This is a genomic window from Bacillus sp. 2205SS5-2, assembly GCF_037024155.1.
In the GTDB taxonomy this organism is placed as follows: domain Bacteria; phylum Bacillota; class Bacilli; order Bacillales; family Bacillaceae_K; genus Bacillus_CI.
The window spans coordinates 52201-70709 of sequence record NZ_JAYKTS010000010.1; the positions used below are offsets into that span (position 1 = coordinate 52201).

Consider the following 18509-nt stretch of genomic DNA (forward strand, 5'->3'; position numbering starts at 1 on the left):
GTCAGTCTTCATTTTATGCTGGGATGGGGTTGTGCTCTATTCTTTGTTGGCACACTTCTTGCATGTATAGGAGTGAAGGTTAATTGATAGGAGGGGGAAATTGATATTTTCACAGTTTTTTGAAGGACAACGCTTTCAAACAGAACCGTCTCTAATCACAAAGGAAGAAATACTCCATTTTGCTTCTCAGTTTGATCCTCAGTATTTTCATCTAAATGAGGTAGAGGCTGCACATGGACCTTTTAAAGGAATTATTGCTTCGGGGTTTCATACGATGTCAATCATTTGGGCGAAGTTTATCAAGATGAATATTCTTGGGACCGATTGTCTGGGAGGAACCGGGGCTGAACTCATTCAATGGAAAAAACCGGTTCGACCAAATGATGTAATTGCCGGAGTTATCACAGTGAAATCAAAAAACCCCCTATCTAGAAATAAAGGTTTACTCTCTTTGCAAATGACGATTGAAAACGCGGAGAACCAAGAAGTCTGTTCTGCCCTTGTAAAAGTTTTAGTGAGAGATATTCAATTAAAGGAGGAAGAATGATGAATATTGGAAGTACAATGTCAATGAACGCGAGACGACATCCGAACAAAGAGGCCCTTATTTATGGAGAAAAACGCTATACCTACCAAGATTTTAATGAAATGGTTAATGCTTTGGCTAACGGATTACTTCTACAAAACGTTAAGAAAGGCGATAAAATTGCCCTGATGATGAAGAATTCTGATGATTATGCTATCTGCTTTTATGCTGCCGCTAAGGTTGGCGCTGTTTTGGTCCCTATCAATTTCCGACTAGTAAGCAAAGAAGTACGATACATCCTTCAACAATCCGATTCTTCTATAGTCATTTGTGACGACGATCTGGCTGAAACGGTCGAAGACGCTAGAAAAGGATTATCTCTTGTGCGTGAGGTAATTTGTCCTTCACCTTCTTCTTATTCACACCATAAAACACTTAGGGAAATAAAGTCGGCGAACCTTACAGAACCAGGTGTAGAAGTAAGTGATGATGATGACTTAGAAATTCTATACACTTCTGGGACAACGGGACGACCAAAAGGGGTGCTACTCGACCATAAACGAATCATGAACGTAGGGATTATCATGTTGGCAGGACTTGGATTAAACCCACAAGATCGCTTTTTACATATTGCGCCGCTATTTCATTCTGCTCAGTTAAATTTATTTATGATCACGGGCTTTTTTTTAGGTGCTACCCATGTGATTCATCGTGATTTCCATCCAGTTAAAACGTTAGAAACGATTGAAAAAGAAAAAGTGACGTTTTTCTTCGGGGTACCAGCGATGTATACGCATCTTTTACAAGTGCCAATGAAAGAAAAATACGATCTTTCTTCAATATCGCGTTGTGCGTACGGAGCAGCTCCGATGGCACCTGAACTTGTGAAACAAAGCATGAGTTTATTTCAGACTAAGCAATTTTACAATCTTTGTGGTCTTACAGAAGGTGGACCAGGGGGCATAATTTTAATGCCTGAGGATCATAAAACAAAGCTTGGTAGTGGAGGGAAAGCGTTCTTTTTCACCGAAGCAAGAGTAGTAGATGAAAGTATGAATGATGTCAAAGTTGGTGGCGTAGGGGAACTGGTACTCCGCGGGGAAACGATGATGAAGGAATATTATAAAAAACCGAAAGAGACACAAAAAGCTTTTGAAGGAGGCTGGCTTCATACTGGAGATTTGGCTCAGATTGACGAAGAGGGCTTTATTACGATTGTTGACCGGAAGAAAGACATGATTATCTCCGGTGGTGAAAACGTGTATTCAATTGAAGTGGAAGAAATTATGTATGAACATCCACAAGTGCTTGAAGCATCCACCATTGGGATTCCGGACGAGGTGTGGGGAGAAATGGTCGCAGCCGTCATTGTGCCAAAGCCTGGTGAAACGATCGACGAGGAAGAGTTTCAGACATTTTGTCGTCAGTCATTAGCAGGTTACAAAATACCAAGAAAACTCTTTATTGTCGAAGAACTGCCACGGAACGCATCTGGAAAAATTCTTAAATATCAATTACGCGAAAAATTAGGGAAACAACCGCAGAAATAAAAGGAGGAATATCATGAAAGGAATTTTAGCATACGAAGTCTATGTTCCGCATCACCGACTGGACAATGAGGAAATCACTTCCTTTCACGGAGGACTCACCGGTAGGGGTTCCAAAAGTGTAGCTCACTATGATGAGGATAGTCTAACAATGGCGGTCAATGCCTCACTACCACTCACAAAGCAATGGGAAAACAAGCCACCACAAAGCATATACTTTGCTTCGACATCGTCTCCGTACCAAGAGAAGCTAGGCAGTGTCACCATGTCAAAAGCTTTACAATTGCCTTCTTCAACCAAGACGATCGATTTTGGCAATAGTCTACGAGCCTCGACTAATGCCTTTTTCACCGGTCTTGACTCGGTCACGTCTCAACAAGAACGGGTATTAGTGAGCATGGCGGATCGAAGACTTGTAAAGCCTAACAGTCCCTTAGAAGCAGAAATGGGGGCTGGAGCGGTTTCATTCCTACTCGGAGAAGGTGAAGATGTTCTCGCTGAATTGGTCGCATCTACCCATGTTGGTAGTGAGGAAATCAGTCAATGGCGAACAGGAGAAGATGTATTTGTCCGACAATGGGAGGATCGTTTTATCGCGACCTCAGCTTCTGAATCGGTCCAAGAATGTGCTATTAAGGTGTTAACTAAGGCAGCCTCCACATTAGATAAGGTCGACTATGTCATTCTTGCTGGAGCAAGTCAAAAACTTTCCCTAAATCTAGCAAAAGCCCTTCGTATCGACAAAGAGAAGTTAGTGACAATGAAGGATAATTCGATTGGACATCTTGGAACAGCAAATGGACCTTTTATGGTCTCAAAAGCACTTGCAATAAGTAAACCGAACCAACAAATCCTTTGGCTACAAGTTGGAGATGGCTGTGATGGTGCCTTACTGAGAACCACAGAACATCTGTCGACTTATCGGTCAGAAGGGCTTCCAATCATCGCTGAAAATAAAGTGTCGTACGGACAGTATTTACGCTGGCATGAACTTATCGGGATCGATGAAGGAAGACGTCCAAGTGATCCTACTCCTTCTGCTCCTGCATTAAAGAGAAATCAGGAACAAAACCTAGGGCTCACCGGATCAATTTGCACTCAGTGTGGGCAACCATATTTCCCGCGTCAACGAGTGTGCGTTAAGTGCTCTGCGAAGGATGAGATGGACACCTTCTCGCTTCAAGGAAAATCAGCGAAAGTAGCGACGTACACGGTTGATTATTTAGCCAGTTCCGTTTCCCCGCCAAGTATTTTTGCAGTGGTTGATATCGAGGGTGGCAGTCGAATGCTTGCCCAAGTTACAGATTGTCAACCGGAGGAGTTATCCATAGGGACAGAGGTACAATTCAGCTTCAGAAAGTTGTATGAAGCTGGGGGCATTCATAATTATTTTTGGAAAGTCGTTCCAAAGAGAGGAGCTCATCATGAGTCGTAAAGGAATACACGATAAGGTGTCGGTAGTAGGGATGGGGTGCACTAAATTTGCTGAACATTGGGACAAGAGCACAGATGATTTAATTATTGATGCTGCTTATGAAGCTTTGCATGATGCAGGGATTGAAATGAAGGATGTAGAAGCGGCTTGGATTGGCACGATGGATTCTGGTTATGCGGGAACAACCTTATCGGGTGCATTAAAAAGCCAATATATCCCTGTAACCCGTGTAGAAAATATGTGTGCAACGGGTTCAGAAGCGTTTAGAAATGCAGCCTATGCAGTTGCATCAGGTGCGTATGATGTAGCCTTAGTGGTCGGTGTTGAAAAGCTGAAGGATTCTGGCTATAGCGGCTTAGTAATGAATTCTTCTCCAGGTGATGGAACCGCTCCAAATATCACCGCGCCAGCTGCGTTTTCACTGTTAGCACCAGCCTATTTCCATCGCTTTGGGTTAGACGATAAACAAGGGAAAGAAGTGCTAGCCAGAATTGCTTGGAAAAATCATGCCAATGGCGCACTTAATAAAAAAGCGCAGTATCAAAAAGAAATACCGATGGAAACCATCATCAAATCACCGTTGGTTGCAGCTCCCCTCGGCGTGTTCGATTGTTCTGGTGTTGCAGACGGTGCAGCTGCTGCTGTAATTGTTCGCTCTGAAGATAGTAAAAACTACCGAAGCGATCCGATGTATGTAAAAGCCTTAAGCATTGCCGCTGGTCCCGGTGAAGGCATGCTCACACAGGATTTTGATTTTACAACCATTCGTGAAAACGTAAAAGCAGCAGAAGATGCCTATAAACAAGCCGGTATCAAGAATCCTCGTAAAGAGATCTCGATGGCAGAGGTTCATGATTGTTTCACGCCGACAGAGCTCGTAATCTATGAAGATTTAGGTTTTAGTGAACGAGGAGAGGGCTGGAAAGATGTGATGAGTGGTCGGTTTGATTTATCAGGTGATATACCGGTTAATCCAGATGGTGGTCTGAAATCTTTCGGTCACCCGATAGGAGCAAGCGGGCTGCGTATGATGTACGAAATGTATCTTCAGTTTCAAGGTAAGGCCGAAAAACGACAGCTACATGATCCAAAAATTGGCTTAACGCATAACTTAGGCGGATATCCATGGCAGTGTGTATCATTTATCTCCATTTTAGGAAAAGAACTTTCATAGAAAAAGGAGCTAGATTAGCATGAAGCATCTCTATTTAACAGAAGAGCATGAGGAATTTCGAAAATCTTTACGAAAATTTTTGGTGAAAGAAGCGGCTCCGTATTTTGAGCAGTGGGAAGAAGATCGAATGGTTCCTCGATCTTTTTGGGAGAAATTAGCGAAACAAGGCTATCTATGTCCGAATCTCCCGGAAGAATACGGGGGATTAGAGACCGATTGGGCCTACTCCGTCATTATTAATGAGGAATTAGAACGGGTGGGTTCCGGTTTGGTAGGCGTAGGATTACACAATGATATTGTCGTCCCTTATTTAGAGTCTTTTGGAACTTCAGAACAAAAAGCACGATGGCTCCCTTCTTGTGTAACCGGGGAAACTATTACCGCGATTGCCATGACTGAGCCAGGGGCGGGATCAGACTTAGCGAATATAAAAACCACTGCGATTTCAGATGGCAATCATTATATCGTGAATGGTTCAAAAACGTTTATTACGAACGGGATACATTCGGATTTAATTTTAGTCGCCTGTAAGACGGACCCCAACGCAAGCCCAGCCTATAAAGGGGTTAGTTTGCTAGTGGTTGAGCGGAATACACCTGGGTTTTCACGTGGGAGAAAGCTGAATAAAGTGGGCTTACATTGTCAGGATACAGCTGAATTATTTTTTGAAGATTGCCGTGTGCCAAAGGAAAATCTCCTTGGACAAGAAGGAAAAGGTTTTCTTTATTTAATGGACAAACTTCAACAAGAGAGGCTACTCGTTGGGATTTCGGCACAGGTAGCTGCTGAGGATATGTTCGAGATGACCATGAATTATATAAAAGAACGCGAAGCATTTGGGCAAAGTATTTCGAAATTTCAACACATCCAATTTGAAATGGTGGAAATGAAAACAGAAATTGAAATAGGACGGACCTTTTTAGATTCCCTTATTGCGGAGCATATTGCTGGGGAAGATATTGTGACGAAAGTCTCAATGGCCAAATACTGGCTCACGGATATGGCCAAAAAAGTGTCACAACGTTGCCTGCAGCTTCACGGAGGCTATGGGTATATGGAAGAATACAAGATTTCTAGACGATTCCGTGATATTCCTGTTTCGGCAATTTACGCAGGAACAAATGAAATTATGAAAACGATTATTGCCAAAAATATTGGGCTATAGACTGGAGGTGATATAAAGTGGCTACTGTGAAAAATAAAGTAGGAATCGTGACGAAGCCGTTTAGGTTTACTATTGAGCGGGGGAAAATTCTTGAATTTGTGCACGCAATAGGTGATCGGAATCCTCTCTATACAGATGTTGATCTTGCAAAAGAAAAAGGGTACCGTGACATCCCGGTACCTCCAACCTTTTCTACCGTAATTGATATGTGGGGTGGCTTAAGCTTTGAAGCACTGATTTCGCTCCTTGAAGTGAATCCCCTACGAGTATTGCACGGAGAACAAAGCTATGAATATCATTCGACCATTTGTGCGGGAGATTCAATAACTGCAGTTATGGAAGTGATTGACCAAAGAGCAAAGAGTGGTATGAAACTTTTTACTCTACAAACCAACTATTTCAACGACGAGGAAGAAATAGTACTAGTCGCCACATCGGTCGTAATTGAACGTTAGGAGGAAACAAAATGTCGGCATTAGCACCATTGAAAAAAAAAGCAGTGACCCATAGTCAAATTGTTCGCTACGCGGGAGCTTCAGGTGACTTCAATCCGATTCATACGGTGAATCCAGTGGCAAAGCAAGCAGGATTGCCCGATGTAATTGCACACGGAATGCTGGTGATGGGAATAGCAGGTGAGGCACTAACTTTTTGGTTTTCTCCTCAGCAACTCCGAAAATTTTCGGTTCGATTTCAAAAGATGACCTTTCCAGGTGAAGAATTAACTGTTGAGGGATACATTCAAGAAGAAACGGAATCAATCCGAATAGGGGAAGTCAATGTCTTAAATGAAAAAGATGAAATAAAATTGTCCGGTACGTTTCATGTATTAAAGGAGGAAATAAAAAGATGAATAATCAAGTTGCCATCATAACAGGTTCAGGCAGAGGAGTTGGCCGAGCCGTCGCATTAAAAATGGCCGAAGCAGGAGTGAAAATAGTGGTATCCGATAAGGATGAGGCACCGACCGAAGCCGTGGTGAAGGAAATTAAAGAATTGGGTGGTTCGGCGGTAGGGTTTGCCGGTGATGTAACAGAAGCTGGTTTTTCAGAGTCGATTATGGAAAAAGCCGCTACAGAGTATGGTGGGATTGATATTCTCGTTAATAATGCTGGCTATACATGGGATAGCTTGATTCATAAAATGTCCGATGAACAATTTCAAGCTATGCTTGACATCCATCTCATTGCTCCGTTTAAGTTAACTAGGGCTGTTGCTCCCTATATGAGAGAAGCGGCTAAAAAGGAGATTGCAAACGGTGAAGTCAACTACCGGAAAATTGTGAATGTATCATCGGTTGCTGGTGTGATGGGAAATGTAGGTCAAGCCAATTACTCAGCAGCCAAAGCAGGTCTGATTGGTTTAACGAAAACAGTGGCAAGAGAATGGGGTCCTTTTAATGTGAATTGCAATGCTGTTGCATTTGGATTGATCGATACTCGCTTAACACAATCGAAAGAAAAGGGAGAAACGGTGAATGGGGTCGCGGTTGGTATCCCAGAGAAAGTGAAAAAAATGTTTGAACAGTCTATCCCGCAACAACGAGCTGGAACAGCAGAGGAAGCCGCTGCTGGTATCTATTATTTGGCATCTCCTTTATCTAATTATACGAATGGACAAGTGTTACATATCAATGGGGGCTGGTATACGTGATGTTAGAAGGCATCCGGGTACTTGATTTTACCAACTATTTACCTGGCCCTTACGCGACTTTACGGCTTGCTGATTTAGGTGCAGAAATTATCAAAATTGAGCCACCAAACGGAGATCCAGCTCAACATCTCGCCGGAGGTCTTGTTTATCAAGCCAATAATCGGAATAAACAATCTATTAGGATGGATTTAAAAAAGTCGGCTAATATTCTCGCCCTTTATGAATTACTTTCCTCCGTAGATGTGATTATTGAAAGCTTTAGACCAGGAGTGATGAAACGACTACGCTTGGATTATGAAAATGTTAAGAAAATAAAAAGCGACATCATTTATTGTTCGTTATCTGGCTTTGGACAGAAAGGAAAATGGGCTGAATTAGGCAGCCATGATTTGAACTATCAAGCCTTATCTGGTCTCTTATCTCAACATAAAGACAGGGAAGGTAGACCTATACATCCAACGTTTACAACGGTTGATTTTGCAGGTGGGTTAGCAACAAGCGAAAAAGTGTTGGCCGCTCTACTTCAGCGAGAGCGAACAGGAAAAGGAAGCTATTTAGATGTGGCTTTAAACGACACTTTGATCACCATGCTCACAGCCCATGCATCCTATCAAACGATACAAAACAACGGTTATGGCCCACCCTATTTAGACGGGAGTGTTCTTTGCTATCACATATACCCAACGAAAGATCAACGGTTCGTGTCTCTTGCGGCCCTAGAACCTCATTTTTGGGCGAATTTTTGTGAGGCCGTCGGAAAACAAGATTGGAAGTCAATTGCCTTTGCCGAGGCGCAAAATGACAATGAACCCTACAAAGAAATCAAAGCCCATTTTTTAACAAAGACGATGGATGAATGGAGCGACATAGGCGAAAAGTATGATTGCTGTTTGTTTCCTGTATTAGAAATCGAAGAGGTATTGAAGAATCCGTACGGAAAATCTCGTGGTTTAGTCAAATACACTAATGATAAAGTAACCATCTTTACTTCAGGTACTACACCGAGAACATCTGCTCCTACTCCAGGTGAGCATACGGCTAGTCTAGTAGGAATAAAAAAAGTGGAGCGTGATGAAGAATGATGAATACTCCTTTAACATTAACGAGTTTATTGAATCGAGCAGAAAATTATTTTTCACATAAGGAAATGGTTTCAAGAACCCTCAGTGGTATCCACCGCTTTACGTATCGAGAATATGCAAAGCGTACAAGACGATTAGCAAGTGCACTGACAAAGCTTGGGATGAGAGAAGGCGACAAAGTAGCTACCTTTGCCTGGAATCATCATCGTCATTTGGAAGCGTATTTCGGTGTCCCGTGTACCGGAGCCGTTCTTCATATGGTGAATATTCGCTTATCACCTGAACATATTGCCTATGTGATTAATCACGCTGAAGATAAAATATTATTAATAGATGAGGATTTAGTTCCTCTTATCGAACAAGTTCAACATGAGTTGAAAACGGTTGAAAAGTATATCATTATGACGGACAATGACACCCTTCCTCAGACAACATTACCATCCGTCTACTCCTATGAAGAGTTATTAAAAGAAGCAGACGAAGATTTTCCACTTAGGGAAGATTTGGATGAGAACACACCCGCTGGTATGTGCTACACCTCGGCTACAACTGGTAATCCAAAGGGAGTCGTTTATACCCATAGAGGCATCGTTCTTCACGCTATGGCCACAGGCTTAGCAGATACGATTGCCTTGTCTGAGCGAGATGTATGTATGCCGATTGTACCCATGTTTCATGCAAATGCATGGGGGTTACCATTTGCTGCAGTCTGGTTTGGCACGAGTCTAGTGTTGCCAGGTCCAAATATGACTCCTGATGTGATAGCCTCTTTAATTCAAGATGCGGGAGTGACAATTACGGCTGGCGTGCCAACGATTTGGCTTGCTTTTGTGAATTTGTTAGAAAAAGAAAATTACGACATTAGTAGTTTACGAGCGGTCGTATGCGGTGGATCTGCCGCTCCGAAAAATATTATCAGGGCCTTTGAAGAAAAGTACCACATTCCGTTTATCCAAGGTTATGGCATGACTGAAACAAGTCCGATCGTCTCCCTTTCAACATTAACGAGTAATATGGATACCCTTTCTATGGAAGAACGTGTAAATACAAGAGCACTGCAGGGCATGGTGATACCTGGTCTAGATGTGAAAATTATTAATGAAAATGGTGAGGTTCCTTGGGACGGAAAAACGATGGGAGAACTTATCGTTCGTGGTCCATGGGTGGCACATGAATATTACCGGGATGAACGGAGCAAAGAAACTTTTAAAGACGGTTGGCTATATACCGGTGATATCGCGACGAGAAGCAAGGACGGTTATATCAAAATTACTGATCGAACGAAGGATTTGATCAAAAGTGGCGGAGAATGGATATCGTCGGTTGATTTGGAAAATGCCCTAATGACTCATGACGCCGTATTTGAAGCAGCGGTGATTGCTGTACCACATAAAAAATGGCAAGAGCGACCACTGGCATGTGTTGTGCTGCAAGAGGGGTACGAAGAGTCGATCAAAGACGAACTCTTATCCTACCTCTCTACTCAATTTGCAAAATGGTGGTTACCCGATGATATTATTTTTCTAAATGAGATTCCGAAAACCTCAGTTGGGAAGTTTTTGAAGCGTGCTCTACGAGACCAATTAAGCCAAGAACTTATTTCAGAATAAAAGGAGGAGATTGAATGTACGCAACAACCGGCTCTATATTTGATCAGACAGTTAGTAAATTCCGAAATAAAGAGGCAATCATAGAAGAAAAAACAGGTACACGGTGGACGTATGGACAATGGCAACAGGAAGTTCACCGAGCAGCCAACGCGCTAAAGGCTGCAGGAGTGAAAAAGGGGGACCGGGTTTCCACTTTTCTATTTAATACGTTAGAACTTGCAACGATTTTCTTTGCTTGTGGCAAAGTAGGAGCGGTCTTAAATCCCATAAATTTCCGCTTGAAAGCACAGGAAGTTAAGTACATTCTTCAAGATTGCCAGCCGAAGGTAGTTTTATTTGAAGAAGCTCTTTCTGGTCCTATTGAAAGCCTTGCTGATGATTTCTCTTCTATTATTTTTTGGTATACAGGCGATAAAAAGCCTGAGTTCGCTAAAAATTATGATACAACAGTTAATGCCTGTACAGCTGAGTGGGATGAATGTGAGGTCAACGAAAATGATCCCTATGCCATTATGTATACGAGTGGAACAACGGGGCGACCGAAAGGAGTCTTCCATCGCCACCGAGATATGGCTGAACAAAGTTTAATCTGTAATGCGGTCTTAGGTATTTCCTCAAATGATATCGGTTTGGTCACTGCGCCAATGTTTCATTGTGCGGAACTACATTGTTGCTTCTTACCGCGTGTTCAAGCAGGGGCGAAAAACGTCATTCTGCATCAATTCCATCCAGAACGTGTGCTGGGTGTGATTAATTCAGAACAAATTACTACCTTCTTTGCCGCTCCGACGATGTGGAATATGCTACTTCAATATGATTTAGATCAATTCAATACCTCATCATTAAGAATCGGTCTTTACGGAGCAGCACCAATGCCTCCAGTACTTGTGAAAGCCATTGATGAAAAGTTAGGCATAGGGTTAATCCAAGCATATGGTCAAACGGAAATGGGACCCGCGGTTACTTTCTTGCTTCAAGATGAACAACTTACGAAAACAGGTTCTGCCGGACGGGCGGCGTATAATCATGAAATTCGCGTCGTGAAACCGAATGAGGGTGGGCCGTCTGAGCCTGATGATCTCTGTGCACCAGGAGAAGTGGGCGAAATCATTATTCGTGGTTCTTGCACCATGATGGGTTATTTCAATCGGGATGATGCTACTGAAAAAGCGTTATATAAAGGGTGGTATCATTCGAGTGATTTAGGCTACATGGATGAAGAAGGGTTTTTATATGTTGCCGATCGAGTGGACGATATGATCATCTCAGGGGGAGAGAATGTTTATCCGCGAGAAGTAGAAGATGCGCTTCATGCCCATGAAGAGGTGTTAGATGTTGCTGTACTCGGGAAACCACATGAGAAGTGGGGAGAACAAGTCACAGCCATCATCGTAGCTAAGAACGAAGCACTTACAAACGCTGATCTTGATGCATACTTGAAAAATGGTGATCTGTTAGCAGATTATAAACGCCCAAGAGAGTATGTATTTGTCGATGAATTGCCTCGAAATGCGAGTGGGAAAATTCAAAAATTCTTGATTCGAGAAACGTTCATTGAAAAAGAGCAACAGGTTTAATCGGAATGTAGCCGAAGTGGACTATATTTCCTGAATGTAGTGCAGCCATAAAGATTGTATGTATTCTCACACTCTGCATGGTTATTAAATTAATATGAAGGATTCGGAGTAACTAATAACAGTAAGTGAAACAGGTACCTTTTTAAGGTGCCTGTTTTATTTGATTACTTTAAAGTGAGAATAATTCAAAATATTTAGTCCCAATCTGAGAAAAAACTAGTGTATAATGACTAATGGCGGAAACAAAAACTAAATACGTTGGGATTAGGTGATAATACGGTTATTATCATAATAGGGAAGTTGGTGAAAAGCCAACGCGGTCCCGCCACTGTAAATGGGAGTGAGTTGTAATATCCACTGTGTAGATTCTTGCACGGGAAGGTACAGCAAACGATGACCATGAAGCCAGGAGACCTGCCTAATTCTCTGCACCCAAAAAACCTACGAGGATAGGATGGTGTATTAAGGCCGTGTTGTCAAAAAAAATGATAGCGTTTGCCTTTTTACACACACCGCATCTTCTATTGGGAAGATGTTTTTTTGGCTCTTTTCGTAAAGTTTGTTGCTCCTATCACAAAGAAAGAACAGGTAGTAAGGTTTTTTCGAGTTATTTCTTCCCAGTAATGTAGAAATCTAAAATTTCTCGCTAGGAAAGGAGCATGAAGTCATACATTTCAAGGGGTTTATCCCTATTCGAAAAGCCACACTCTTTGCGGAAATAGCCTTTTTATTTTAGACAATAGGGGGAGTAAAAATGAAAAGAATTTATATGATAAGTTTATTTTTAATTTTATCACTAGGGTTAAGTGGATGTGGCGATGCTGAAACCAAGCCGAAAGAGACTACATCCGAAACAAAATTAGTAACTACAACTTTTCCAGTTACCTTAACTGATAGTGCTGGACAAGAAGTAACCATTGAGGAGAGACCAACGAAAATTGTGTCCTTAATTCCGAGTAATACAGAAATATTATTTGAACTCGGATTATCTGAGGAAGTGATTGCGGTGACGGATTTTGATAACTACCCTGAAGAAGTGTTTGAGCTTGAAAAAATCGGGGGAATGGAATTTAATGTCGAGAAAATCATCTCTTTAAATCCAGATCTTGTTTTAGCACATGAATCAAGCTATTCGATGGCACAAGCAGGACTCAAGCAAATTCAAGATGCAGGGGTAGCAGTTGTTGTTGTTGATCAGGCTGATAGTTTTGAAGATCTGTATGCTTCGGTTAAGCTTATCGGTCAAGCTACTGGTCAAGTTGAGGAAGCAAATCAAGAAGTTGAAGAGATGAAATCAGCGCTTTTGACGATTAAAGAAAAAGCGGATTCTATATCAGAAGATAAGAAAAAGACGGTCTTTTTTGAAATATCTCCTGCACCAGAAATTTATACTGCTGGACAAAATACCTTTCTTCATGAAATATTAGAGTTGATTTCAGCTAAGAATGCAGTTGGAGAGCAAGAAGGCTGGCCACAAATGACAGAGGAAGCCATCGTTGCATTAAATCCAGATGTCATTATTACCACTTATGGCTATTATTCAGAGGATCCAATTGGTCAAGTATTAGCCAGAGAAGGATGGATTGGGGTAACTGCAGTGGAGAAAGAAGAGATTTTTGATATCCATTCAGATCTAGTTACACGTCCAGGTCCTAGATTAATACAAGGAGTAGAGGGAGTTGCCAAAGCGGTTTATCCAGAGGTATTTACGAACTAATTCATTCTTAACGTATAGTTTTGCGGTTGTATTTTTAATTGTTTCTATCCTATTAGGTGTTTCTATTGGTACTGTTTCGGTTCCGTTCACAGTCATACTTCAATTAGTTTTGATGAAAGTAGCACCGTTCCTTTCTTTTCAAATAGAGGAACAGTTTTTGTATATTGTGTCTGCTATACGCTTACCTCGTGTAGTATTAGCTGGACTTGTAGGGGCGTCTCTTGCTATTGCAGGAGCCGCTTTTCAAGGGCTATTACGAAATCCCTTGGCGGACCCCTATACATTAGGGGTTTCTTCGGGTGCCTCGGTAGGTGCGGTTGTGACGCTCTTTTTTCATCTATCACTGCCAATTTTGGGACTATTCACCTTACCATTTATGAGTATTTTTGCATCCTCACTGACGATTTTTTTCGTGTTATTTTTTACTAAGAAAATTGACATTAGTATGAAAGTAGAGACGATTATTTTAACAGGAATCATCGTGAGTTCCTTTTTAGGTGCTTTACTTTCCTTGATGATTGCGCTGACAAATGATGAACTTCGACAAATTATTGGCTGGTTATTAGGAAGCGTGGCAATGAGAGGGTGGCAATATGTGTGGATTCTACTTCCCTTCTTTTTATTCGGAAGTATCCTTCTTTGGATTCAAGCAAATGAGCTGGACGTTCTAAGTTTTGGGGAAGAAAAAGCTCAATATTTAGGAGTGAATGTTCACCGAAAGAAATTAATGATTTTACTTGGTGGTTCTATTTTAACTGGAGCCGCAGTTTCCGTATCAGGCACAATCGGCTTTGTTGGATTGGTTATTCCTCATTTTGTTCGTCAGATTTGGGGTCCAAGACATCGTCAATTGCTCATTTTGTCGATGCTATTCGGTGGAGGATTTCTTATTTTGGCAGATGTCGTGTCAAGAACCATTATTTCTCCAACGGAACTACCAATTGGAGTGATTACGGCCATCATTGGTGCACCGGTGTTTGGTCTTGTTTTAATGAAACAAAAACATGAAAGTAGTGGTTCATCATGATAGAAGTGCGTAATGTTAGTGGTGGATATGCTTCGGAAAATGTGATAAAAAAAGTCTCGTTTTCGGTTAATAAGGGAGAGTTATATGGAATATTAGGACCAAATGGAAGTGGGAAGACGACACTATTAAAAATGATAACCGGCTTACTCCCCATCCAATCGGGTTCTATTCTTATTTCAGGAAAAGATCTTCAGGACTATTCAGCAAAAGAACTAGCAAAAACGACAGCGGTTTTGCCTCAAATGACAACGGTCTCTTTATCCTATAGTGTCAAAGAGACGGTCTCTTTAGGGAGGTATGCGCATCAACGTGGTTTGTTTACGTCTTGGAGTGATAGAGACGAGAGGATCGTTCAAACAGTGTTGGGTTTGACGGGAATTAAACACTATGAAAAAGCGCGTTTGGAAGAGCTTTCTGGTGGTGAAAAGCAACGCGTTTTTTTAGCACAAGCACTAGCTCAAGAACCGGAAATTTTGTTATTGGATGAACCAACGAATCATTTGGATTTATCTTTTCAAAAAGACCTTCTAGATACCTTAAGGGCATGGACTGTTGAACGAGATTTAACCATCGTATCAATTTTTCACGATTTGAATTTAGCTAGTTTATACTGCGATCAACTCCTTCTACTTGATAAAGGAGAAATTCGGCAAGTTGACTCTCCTAATAATGTCATAACGGAGAGAACGATTTTTGATGTATACAAAACTAATATTGAAAAGACGATACATCCTCATGTAGCGAAACCACAAGTGTTGATTTCACCAAGTGTGCGTCAGCAAGAAAGTGTGGTTGTCCTTCACTCTGAAATGATTTCGGTGCAGAACAAGTATATCCTTTTGCAAAGCCCCATACCGCTAAAGGTTCTCTCTTCTGCTGTCATAGGAGCCGGGATGGGTTGGTATAAAACGTTTATGAATCGAAAGGTCTCTCTCGATTATGAGCATGATGAACCAATTGACGAGATGAAACAGTATATAATGAAAGAAGGATTTATCGTTGAAGAAACGGTAGGGATGATGACTGCGGTGGAAATGAGTTCGGTTTCGATAAAAGAGTATGTTGAGCATGGTTTTTCACTCCTTATTGTTGTGACAGCGGGAATTGGCCATGCTCGAGATGCGTCTAATTCCGATGTAATTGATTCCGCTGCACCTGGGACGATAAATACGATGATTTTCATTAATGGCTCTTTATCGCAAGAAGCGTTTTTGCAGAGTATTATGACCGCAACCGAGGCAAAGTCGAAAGCATTTTTTGATTTAAGCATTAAAGACAAGCGGACATCTACTCTTGCGACAGGTACACCGACAGATAGCATTTTAGTAGCTGCCACACAACAAGGAAAATTTTCAGCTTATGCTGGAAGTGCTACTGAATTAGGAAGTATGATTGGAAGAAAGGTTTATGAATGCACTATTGAAGCGATTCAAAAAAATACTGCTTTTAATACCAAAGGAGGAGACAAATGAAACTCTATACAAAAGGTGGAGACAAAGGGAAAACAAGTGTCATCGGCGGACGTGTTTACAAGGATGATTTACGAGTGGAAGCCTATGGAACCGTGGATGAAATCAATTCTTTTGTCGGACAAGCACGTGCACAACTTAAAGAAAAGGCAGTTCGTGATATACAAAAAGATCTAGAAAAGATTCAACATGAATTATTTGACCTTGGCGGAGAATTGGCTACACTTAACACCAATCGCCCAACCGTATTCAGCGAAAATCAACTGAACTACCTAGAATCTAGAATTGATGAGTACACCGATGAATGCCCGCCACTCCAACGATTTGTCCTTCCCGGTGGAAATGAAGCGTCAGCAAGCTTACATATCGCTCGGACTGTGACTCGTCGAGGAGAAAGACTTGTCGTTCAATTGTCTAAATTGGATGCATCCACCTCACCGCTTGCATTGCAGTATTTAAATCGTTTATCGGATTTTTTCTTTGCCGCAGCAAGAGTAGTTAATTTTCGTACAGGTGTTAAGGATGTGGAGTATATCCGAAGTAAAGATGTATTTAACTCGACAGATTCTGATAGCGAGTGATAGCTGAATTATAATCATTAAAGGCTTTTTGTATACATTGTGGCTATTTCATCGTATTTTTGATTAAATCTTCCATTTCACTGTTGAATTCCATTAAAAACAGACGTGTCTAGCTGCAGTGGCTAGGGACTCGGGCATTTGTCAGCCCACTGCGTGAAGCAGGCTTTACTTCGTGTTCTGCCAGATGCCTGCCGTCCCTGGGCAGCCACTTTCGCTTTTCGTAAATAAGCCCGAAACAAAGCTTTATCATAGGTGATCAACTGATTCGAAAAGCCACAAACTTTGCGAAAACAGCTTGATTAAAAGTGAATGAAGATCAAATGAGAACATTTAACAATATGTAATTAAAGAGGGTTTAGAAAATTCTAATTCTGGATATATTAATGTTCATAAAGTTGAAGTCGGATGAGTACGATTAAAAATCTAGTGAAGATTTCACTAGATTTTTTTTTGAAAAGACTGTTTTGTAAGGTTTGGAGCATTTCGTATACTTAGTTGCTCTTGGCACAAAGAATTATAGGCAGTATGGCTTTTTTATTGAATTCCTACTTCTCATCTAGAAATAAAGAATTTTTCATTAGGAAAGGTGCACGATTTCATACAAGCCAATGGTATTTTTAATATTCGAAAAGCCAAAATCATTGCGAAAAGAGCCATACGAATGAGCATTTGACCAAGTAAGAAAGTAGGAAATTAAAGAATTTTTTCTTGTCTAGATTAAAGTGAATTGCACTTATTATAGAAGGAATGCACCTATACAAACTGCGTAAAACATGATATGTTAAAATGCGGTGAAAATGAATGAATGTATTCAATTAGGACTAACTCATATTCCTTGATTAATCGTGAAGGTGCAATTGTGATCGAATGACGAGGGAGATGAAGCTAGTCGGAAGATGAATGGTTCAAGAGATTGTTAACGGGTGAAGATGAACCCTAGACTGATGGAAATTTCACTATTTTGAGAGGACGTGTTACATATGTACGATTTTCAAGCAGGAACGGTAGAGATGTTTGTGGTTGATCGTGAAGCTCCGTTTGGCTTTTTCTTAACCGATACAGATTATGATGGAGACGGAATTCTGCTACATCACAGAGAGGTTGTAGGAGATGTTCATATTGGAGATGATGTGGAAGTCTTTTTATATCAAGATAAACAAGGTAGACTAACTGCCACTATGAAAATCCCTGAGATTGTACAAGGGACTTACGGATGGGTGGAGGTTGTCGACGTGCACCCTGAGTTAGGTGTGTTTGTATCACTTGGGTTGCCAAAAGATGTACTCATTTCAGCAGATGATCTGCCGAGGTTCGTGGAAATATGGCCTGCAAAAGGTGATCGATTATATATTACGTTAGAAACAGATGGGAATGGTCGCTTGTACGGAAAATTAGCGACTGAAAATATTATTGAAGAAATCGCGACAAAAGCAGAAGGAAAACTATACAATAAGCAACTGAAGGGCAGAGTCTATCGATTGTTAAGAGTTGGTACGTATGTTCTGTCAGAAGAGGGTTATCGCTGTTTTGTTCACGAATCCCAACGTATCACTGAACCACGATTAGGAGAATTGGTGGAAGGACGCGTAGTGGATGTAAAAGAAAATGGAACGATTAATCTTTCTTTCTTGCCATTCAAACAAGACCAGATGAGCGCGGACGCGGAGAAAATTTATGAGTATATGGAAACAAGAGGCGGCGCTATGCCATATTGGGATAAAACTCAGCCTGATATCATCCTAGAGAAGTTTAACATGAGTAAAGGGGCCTTTAAACGGGGATTAAGCAACCTCATGAAAGATGGACGTGTCTATCAAGAAGATGGATGGACGTATTATTCAGAACGGAAATAAGTCTTATCCCATCTTACTTAGGTGGTTTGATACGGAATAATTAACAAAGAGAGCTATTCTTAACCAAGAATAGCTCTTTTTGTCTAAGGCTTT

General features: G+C 41.2%; 16 protein-coding genes and 1 riboswitch. All 16 genes read left to right on the forward strand.

All coding sequences use genetic code 11. The features are described 5' to 3' along the window. Positions 1 to 100 precede the first annotated feature (100 nt). Positions 101 to 547 (forward strand): MaoC/PaaZ C-terminal domain-containing protein, encoded by a 447-nt coding sequence (locus tag U8D43_RS08850; RefSeq protein WP_335870828.1) that lies wholly within the window; start codon positions 101 to 103, stop codon positions 545 to 547. Next, positions 547 to 2076: a long-chain-fatty-acid--CoA ligase gene (locus U8D43_RS08855; RefSeq protein ID WP_335870829.1), complete on the forward strand. Its 1530-nt coding sequence runs from the start codon at positions 547 to 549 to the stop codon at positions 2074 to 2076. Before U8D43_RS08850 ends, U8D43_RS08855 begins: the two co-directional genes overlap by 1 nt. A gap of 13 nt (positions 2077 to 2089) precedes the next feature. Further along, positions 2090 to 3508 (forward strand): OB-fold domain-containing protein, encoded by a 1419-nt coding sequence (locus U8D43_RS08860; RefSeq protein ID WP_335870830.1) that lies wholly within the window; start codon positions 2090 to 2092, stop codon positions 3506 to 3508. Then, the gene (locus U8D43_RS08865; protein WP_335870831.1) at positions 3498 to 4682 is read left to right on the forward strand and encodes an acetyl-CoA acetyltransferase; all 1185 of its coding nucleotides are present in this window, start codon (positions 3498 to 3500) and stop codon (positions 4680 to 4682) included. Before U8D43_RS08860 ends, U8D43_RS08865 begins: the two co-directional genes overlap by 11 nt. A 19-nt stretch (positions 4683 to 4701) precedes the next feature. Further along, positions 4702 to 5847 (forward strand): acyl-CoA dehydrogenase family protein, encoded by a 1146-nt coding sequence (locus tag U8D43_RS08870; protein ID WP_335870832.1) that lies wholly within the window; start codon positions 4702 to 4704, stop codon positions 5845 to 5847. 17 nt (positions 5848 to 5864) lie between these two features. After that, positions 5865 to 6302, forward strand: a complete 438-nt coding sequence (locus U8D43_RS08875; protein WP_335870833.1) for an FAS1-like dehydratase domain-containing protein — start codon at positions 5865 to 5867, stop codon at positions 6300 to 6302. Positions 6303 to 6313: 11 nt separating this feature from the next. Further along, positions 6314 to 6700, forward strand: a complete 387-nt coding sequence (locus U8D43_RS08880; RefSeq protein WP_335870834.1) for a MaoC/PaaZ C-terminal domain-containing protein — start codon at positions 6314 to 6316, stop codon at positions 6698 to 6700. Beyond that, positions 6697 to 7500, forward strand: coding sequence for an SDR family NAD(P)-dependent oxidoreductase (locus U8D43_RS08885; RefSeq protein WP_335870835.1), 804 nt, complete (start codon positions 6697 to 6699; stop codon positions 7498 to 7500). The genes U8D43_RS08880 and U8D43_RS08885 overlap by 4 nt, the downstream gene beginning before the upstream one ends. Then, positions 7500 to 8582 carry a CaiB/BaiF CoA transferase family protein gene (locus U8D43_RS08890; protein WP_335870890.1) on the forward strand — a complete coding sequence of 361 codons (1083 nt, stop codon included), beginning with the start codon at positions 7500 to 7502 and terminating at the stop codon, positions 8580 to 8582. Before U8D43_RS08885 ends, U8D43_RS08890 begins: the two co-directional genes overlap by 1 nt. Next, positions 8579 to 10192: a long-chain fatty acid--CoA ligase gene (locus U8D43_RS08895; RefSeq protein ID WP_335870836.1), complete on the forward strand. Its 1614-nt coding sequence runs from the start codon at positions 8579 to 8581 to the stop codon at positions 10190 to 10192. The genes U8D43_RS08890 and U8D43_RS08895 overlap by 4 nt, the downstream gene beginning before the upstream one ends. 14 nt (positions 10193 to 10206) lie before the next feature. After that, complete coding sequence (locus U8D43_RS08900) at positions 10207 to 11769, forward strand: fatty acid--CoA ligase (RefSeq protein ID WP_335870837.1); 1563 nt, start codon at positions 10207 to 10209, stop codon at positions 11767 to 11769. A gap of 249 nt (positions 11770 to 12018) precedes the next feature. Then, positions 12019 to 12205, forward strand: a riboswitch (cobalamin riboswitch). Between the two features lie 318 nt (positions 12206 to 12523). Beyond that, on the forward strand, positions 12524 to 13486 hold the full coding sequence (locus U8D43_RS08905) for an ABC transporter substrate-binding protein (RefSeq protein ID WP_335870838.1): 963 nt from the start codon (positions 12524 to 12526) through the stop codon (positions 13484 to 13486). Next, entirely contained in the window at positions 13449 to 14513 is a 1065-nt protein-coding gene (locus tag U8D43_RS08910; RefSeq protein WP_335870839.1) for a FecCD family ABC transporter permease, read from the forward strand. Before U8D43_RS08905 ends, U8D43_RS08910 begins: the two co-directional genes overlap by 38 nt. After that, positions 14510 to 15985 (forward strand): adenosylcobinamide amidohydrolase, encoded by a 1476-nt coding sequence (locus U8D43_RS08915; RefSeq protein ID WP_335870840.1) that lies wholly within the window; start codon positions 14510 to 14512, stop codon positions 15983 to 15985. The genes U8D43_RS08910 and U8D43_RS08915 overlap by 4 nt, the downstream gene beginning before the upstream one ends. After that, the gene (locus U8D43_RS08920; RefSeq protein ID WP_335870841.1) at positions 15982 to 16563 is read left to right on the forward strand and encodes a cob(I)yrinic acid a,c-diamide adenosyltransferase; all 582 of its coding nucleotides are present in this window, start codon (positions 15982 to 15984) and stop codon (positions 16561 to 16563) included. Before U8D43_RS08915 ends, U8D43_RS08920 begins: the two co-directional genes overlap by 4 nt. Before the next feature lie 980 nt (positions 16564 to 17543). Then, complete coding sequence (locus U8D43_RS08925) at positions 17544 to 18416, forward strand: CvfB family protein (RefSeq protein WP_335870842.1); 873 nt, start codon at positions 17544 to 17546, stop codon at positions 18414 to 18416. Positions 18417 to 18509 lie beyond the last annotated feature (93 nt).

What these genes read in the sequence shown, in the direction of transcription:
- U8D43_RS08855 (WP_335870829.1), top strand. Translation starts at nt 547, where the DNA reads ATGAATATTGGAAGTACAATGTCAATGAACGCGAGACGACATCCGAAC.
- U8D43_RS08925 (WP_335870842.1), top strand. Translation starts at nt 17,544, where the DNA reads ATGTACGATTTTCAAGCAGGAACGGTAGAGATGTTTGTGGTTGATCGT.
- U8D43_RS08895 (WP_335870836.1), top strand. Translation starts at nt 8,579, where the DNA reads ATGATGAATACTCCTTTAACATTAACGAGTTTATTGAATCGAGCAGAA.
- U8D43_RS08880 (WP_335870834.1), top strand. Translation starts at nt 6,314, where the DNA reads ATGTCGGCATTAGCACCATTGAAAAAAAAAGCAGTGACCCATAGTCAA.
- U8D43_RS08890 (WP_335870890.1), top strand. Translation starts at nt 7,500, where the DNA reads ATGTTAGAAGGCATCCGGGTACTTGATTTTACCAACTATTTACCTGGC.
- U8D43_RS08865 (WP_335870831.1), top strand. Translation starts at nt 3,498, where the DNA reads ATGAGTCGTAAAGGAATACACGATAAGGTGTCGGTAGTAGGGATGGGG.
- U8D43_RS08905 (WP_335870838.1), top strand. Translation starts at nt 12,524, where the DNA reads ATGAAAAGAATTTATATGATAAGTTTATTTTTAATTTTATCACTAGGG.
- U8D43_RS08920 (WP_335870841.1), top strand. Translation starts at nt 15,982, where the DNA reads ATGAAACTCTATACAAAAGGTGGAGACAAAGGGAAAACAAGTGTCATC.
- U8D43_RS08870 (WP_335870832.1), top strand. Translation starts at nt 4,702, where the DNA reads ATGAAGCATCTCTATTTAACAGAAGAGCATGAGGAATTTCGAAAATCT.
- U8D43_RS08885 (WP_335870835.1), top strand. Translation starts at nt 6,697, where the DNA reads ATGAATAATCAAGTTGCCATCATAACAGGTTCAGGCAGAGGAGTTGGC.
- U8D43_RS08860 (WP_335870830.1), top strand. Translation starts at nt 2,090, where the DNA reads ATGAAAGGAATTTTAGCATACGAAGTCTATGTTCCGCATCACCGACTG.
- U8D43_RS08915 (WP_335870840.1), top strand. Translation starts at nt 14,510, where the DNA reads ATGATAGAAGTGCGTAATGTTAGTGGTGGATATGCTTCGGAAAATGTG.
- U8D43_RS08900 (WP_335870837.1), top strand. Translation starts at nt 10,207, where the DNA reads ATGTACGCAACAACCGGCTCTATATTTGATCAGACAGTTAGTAAATTC.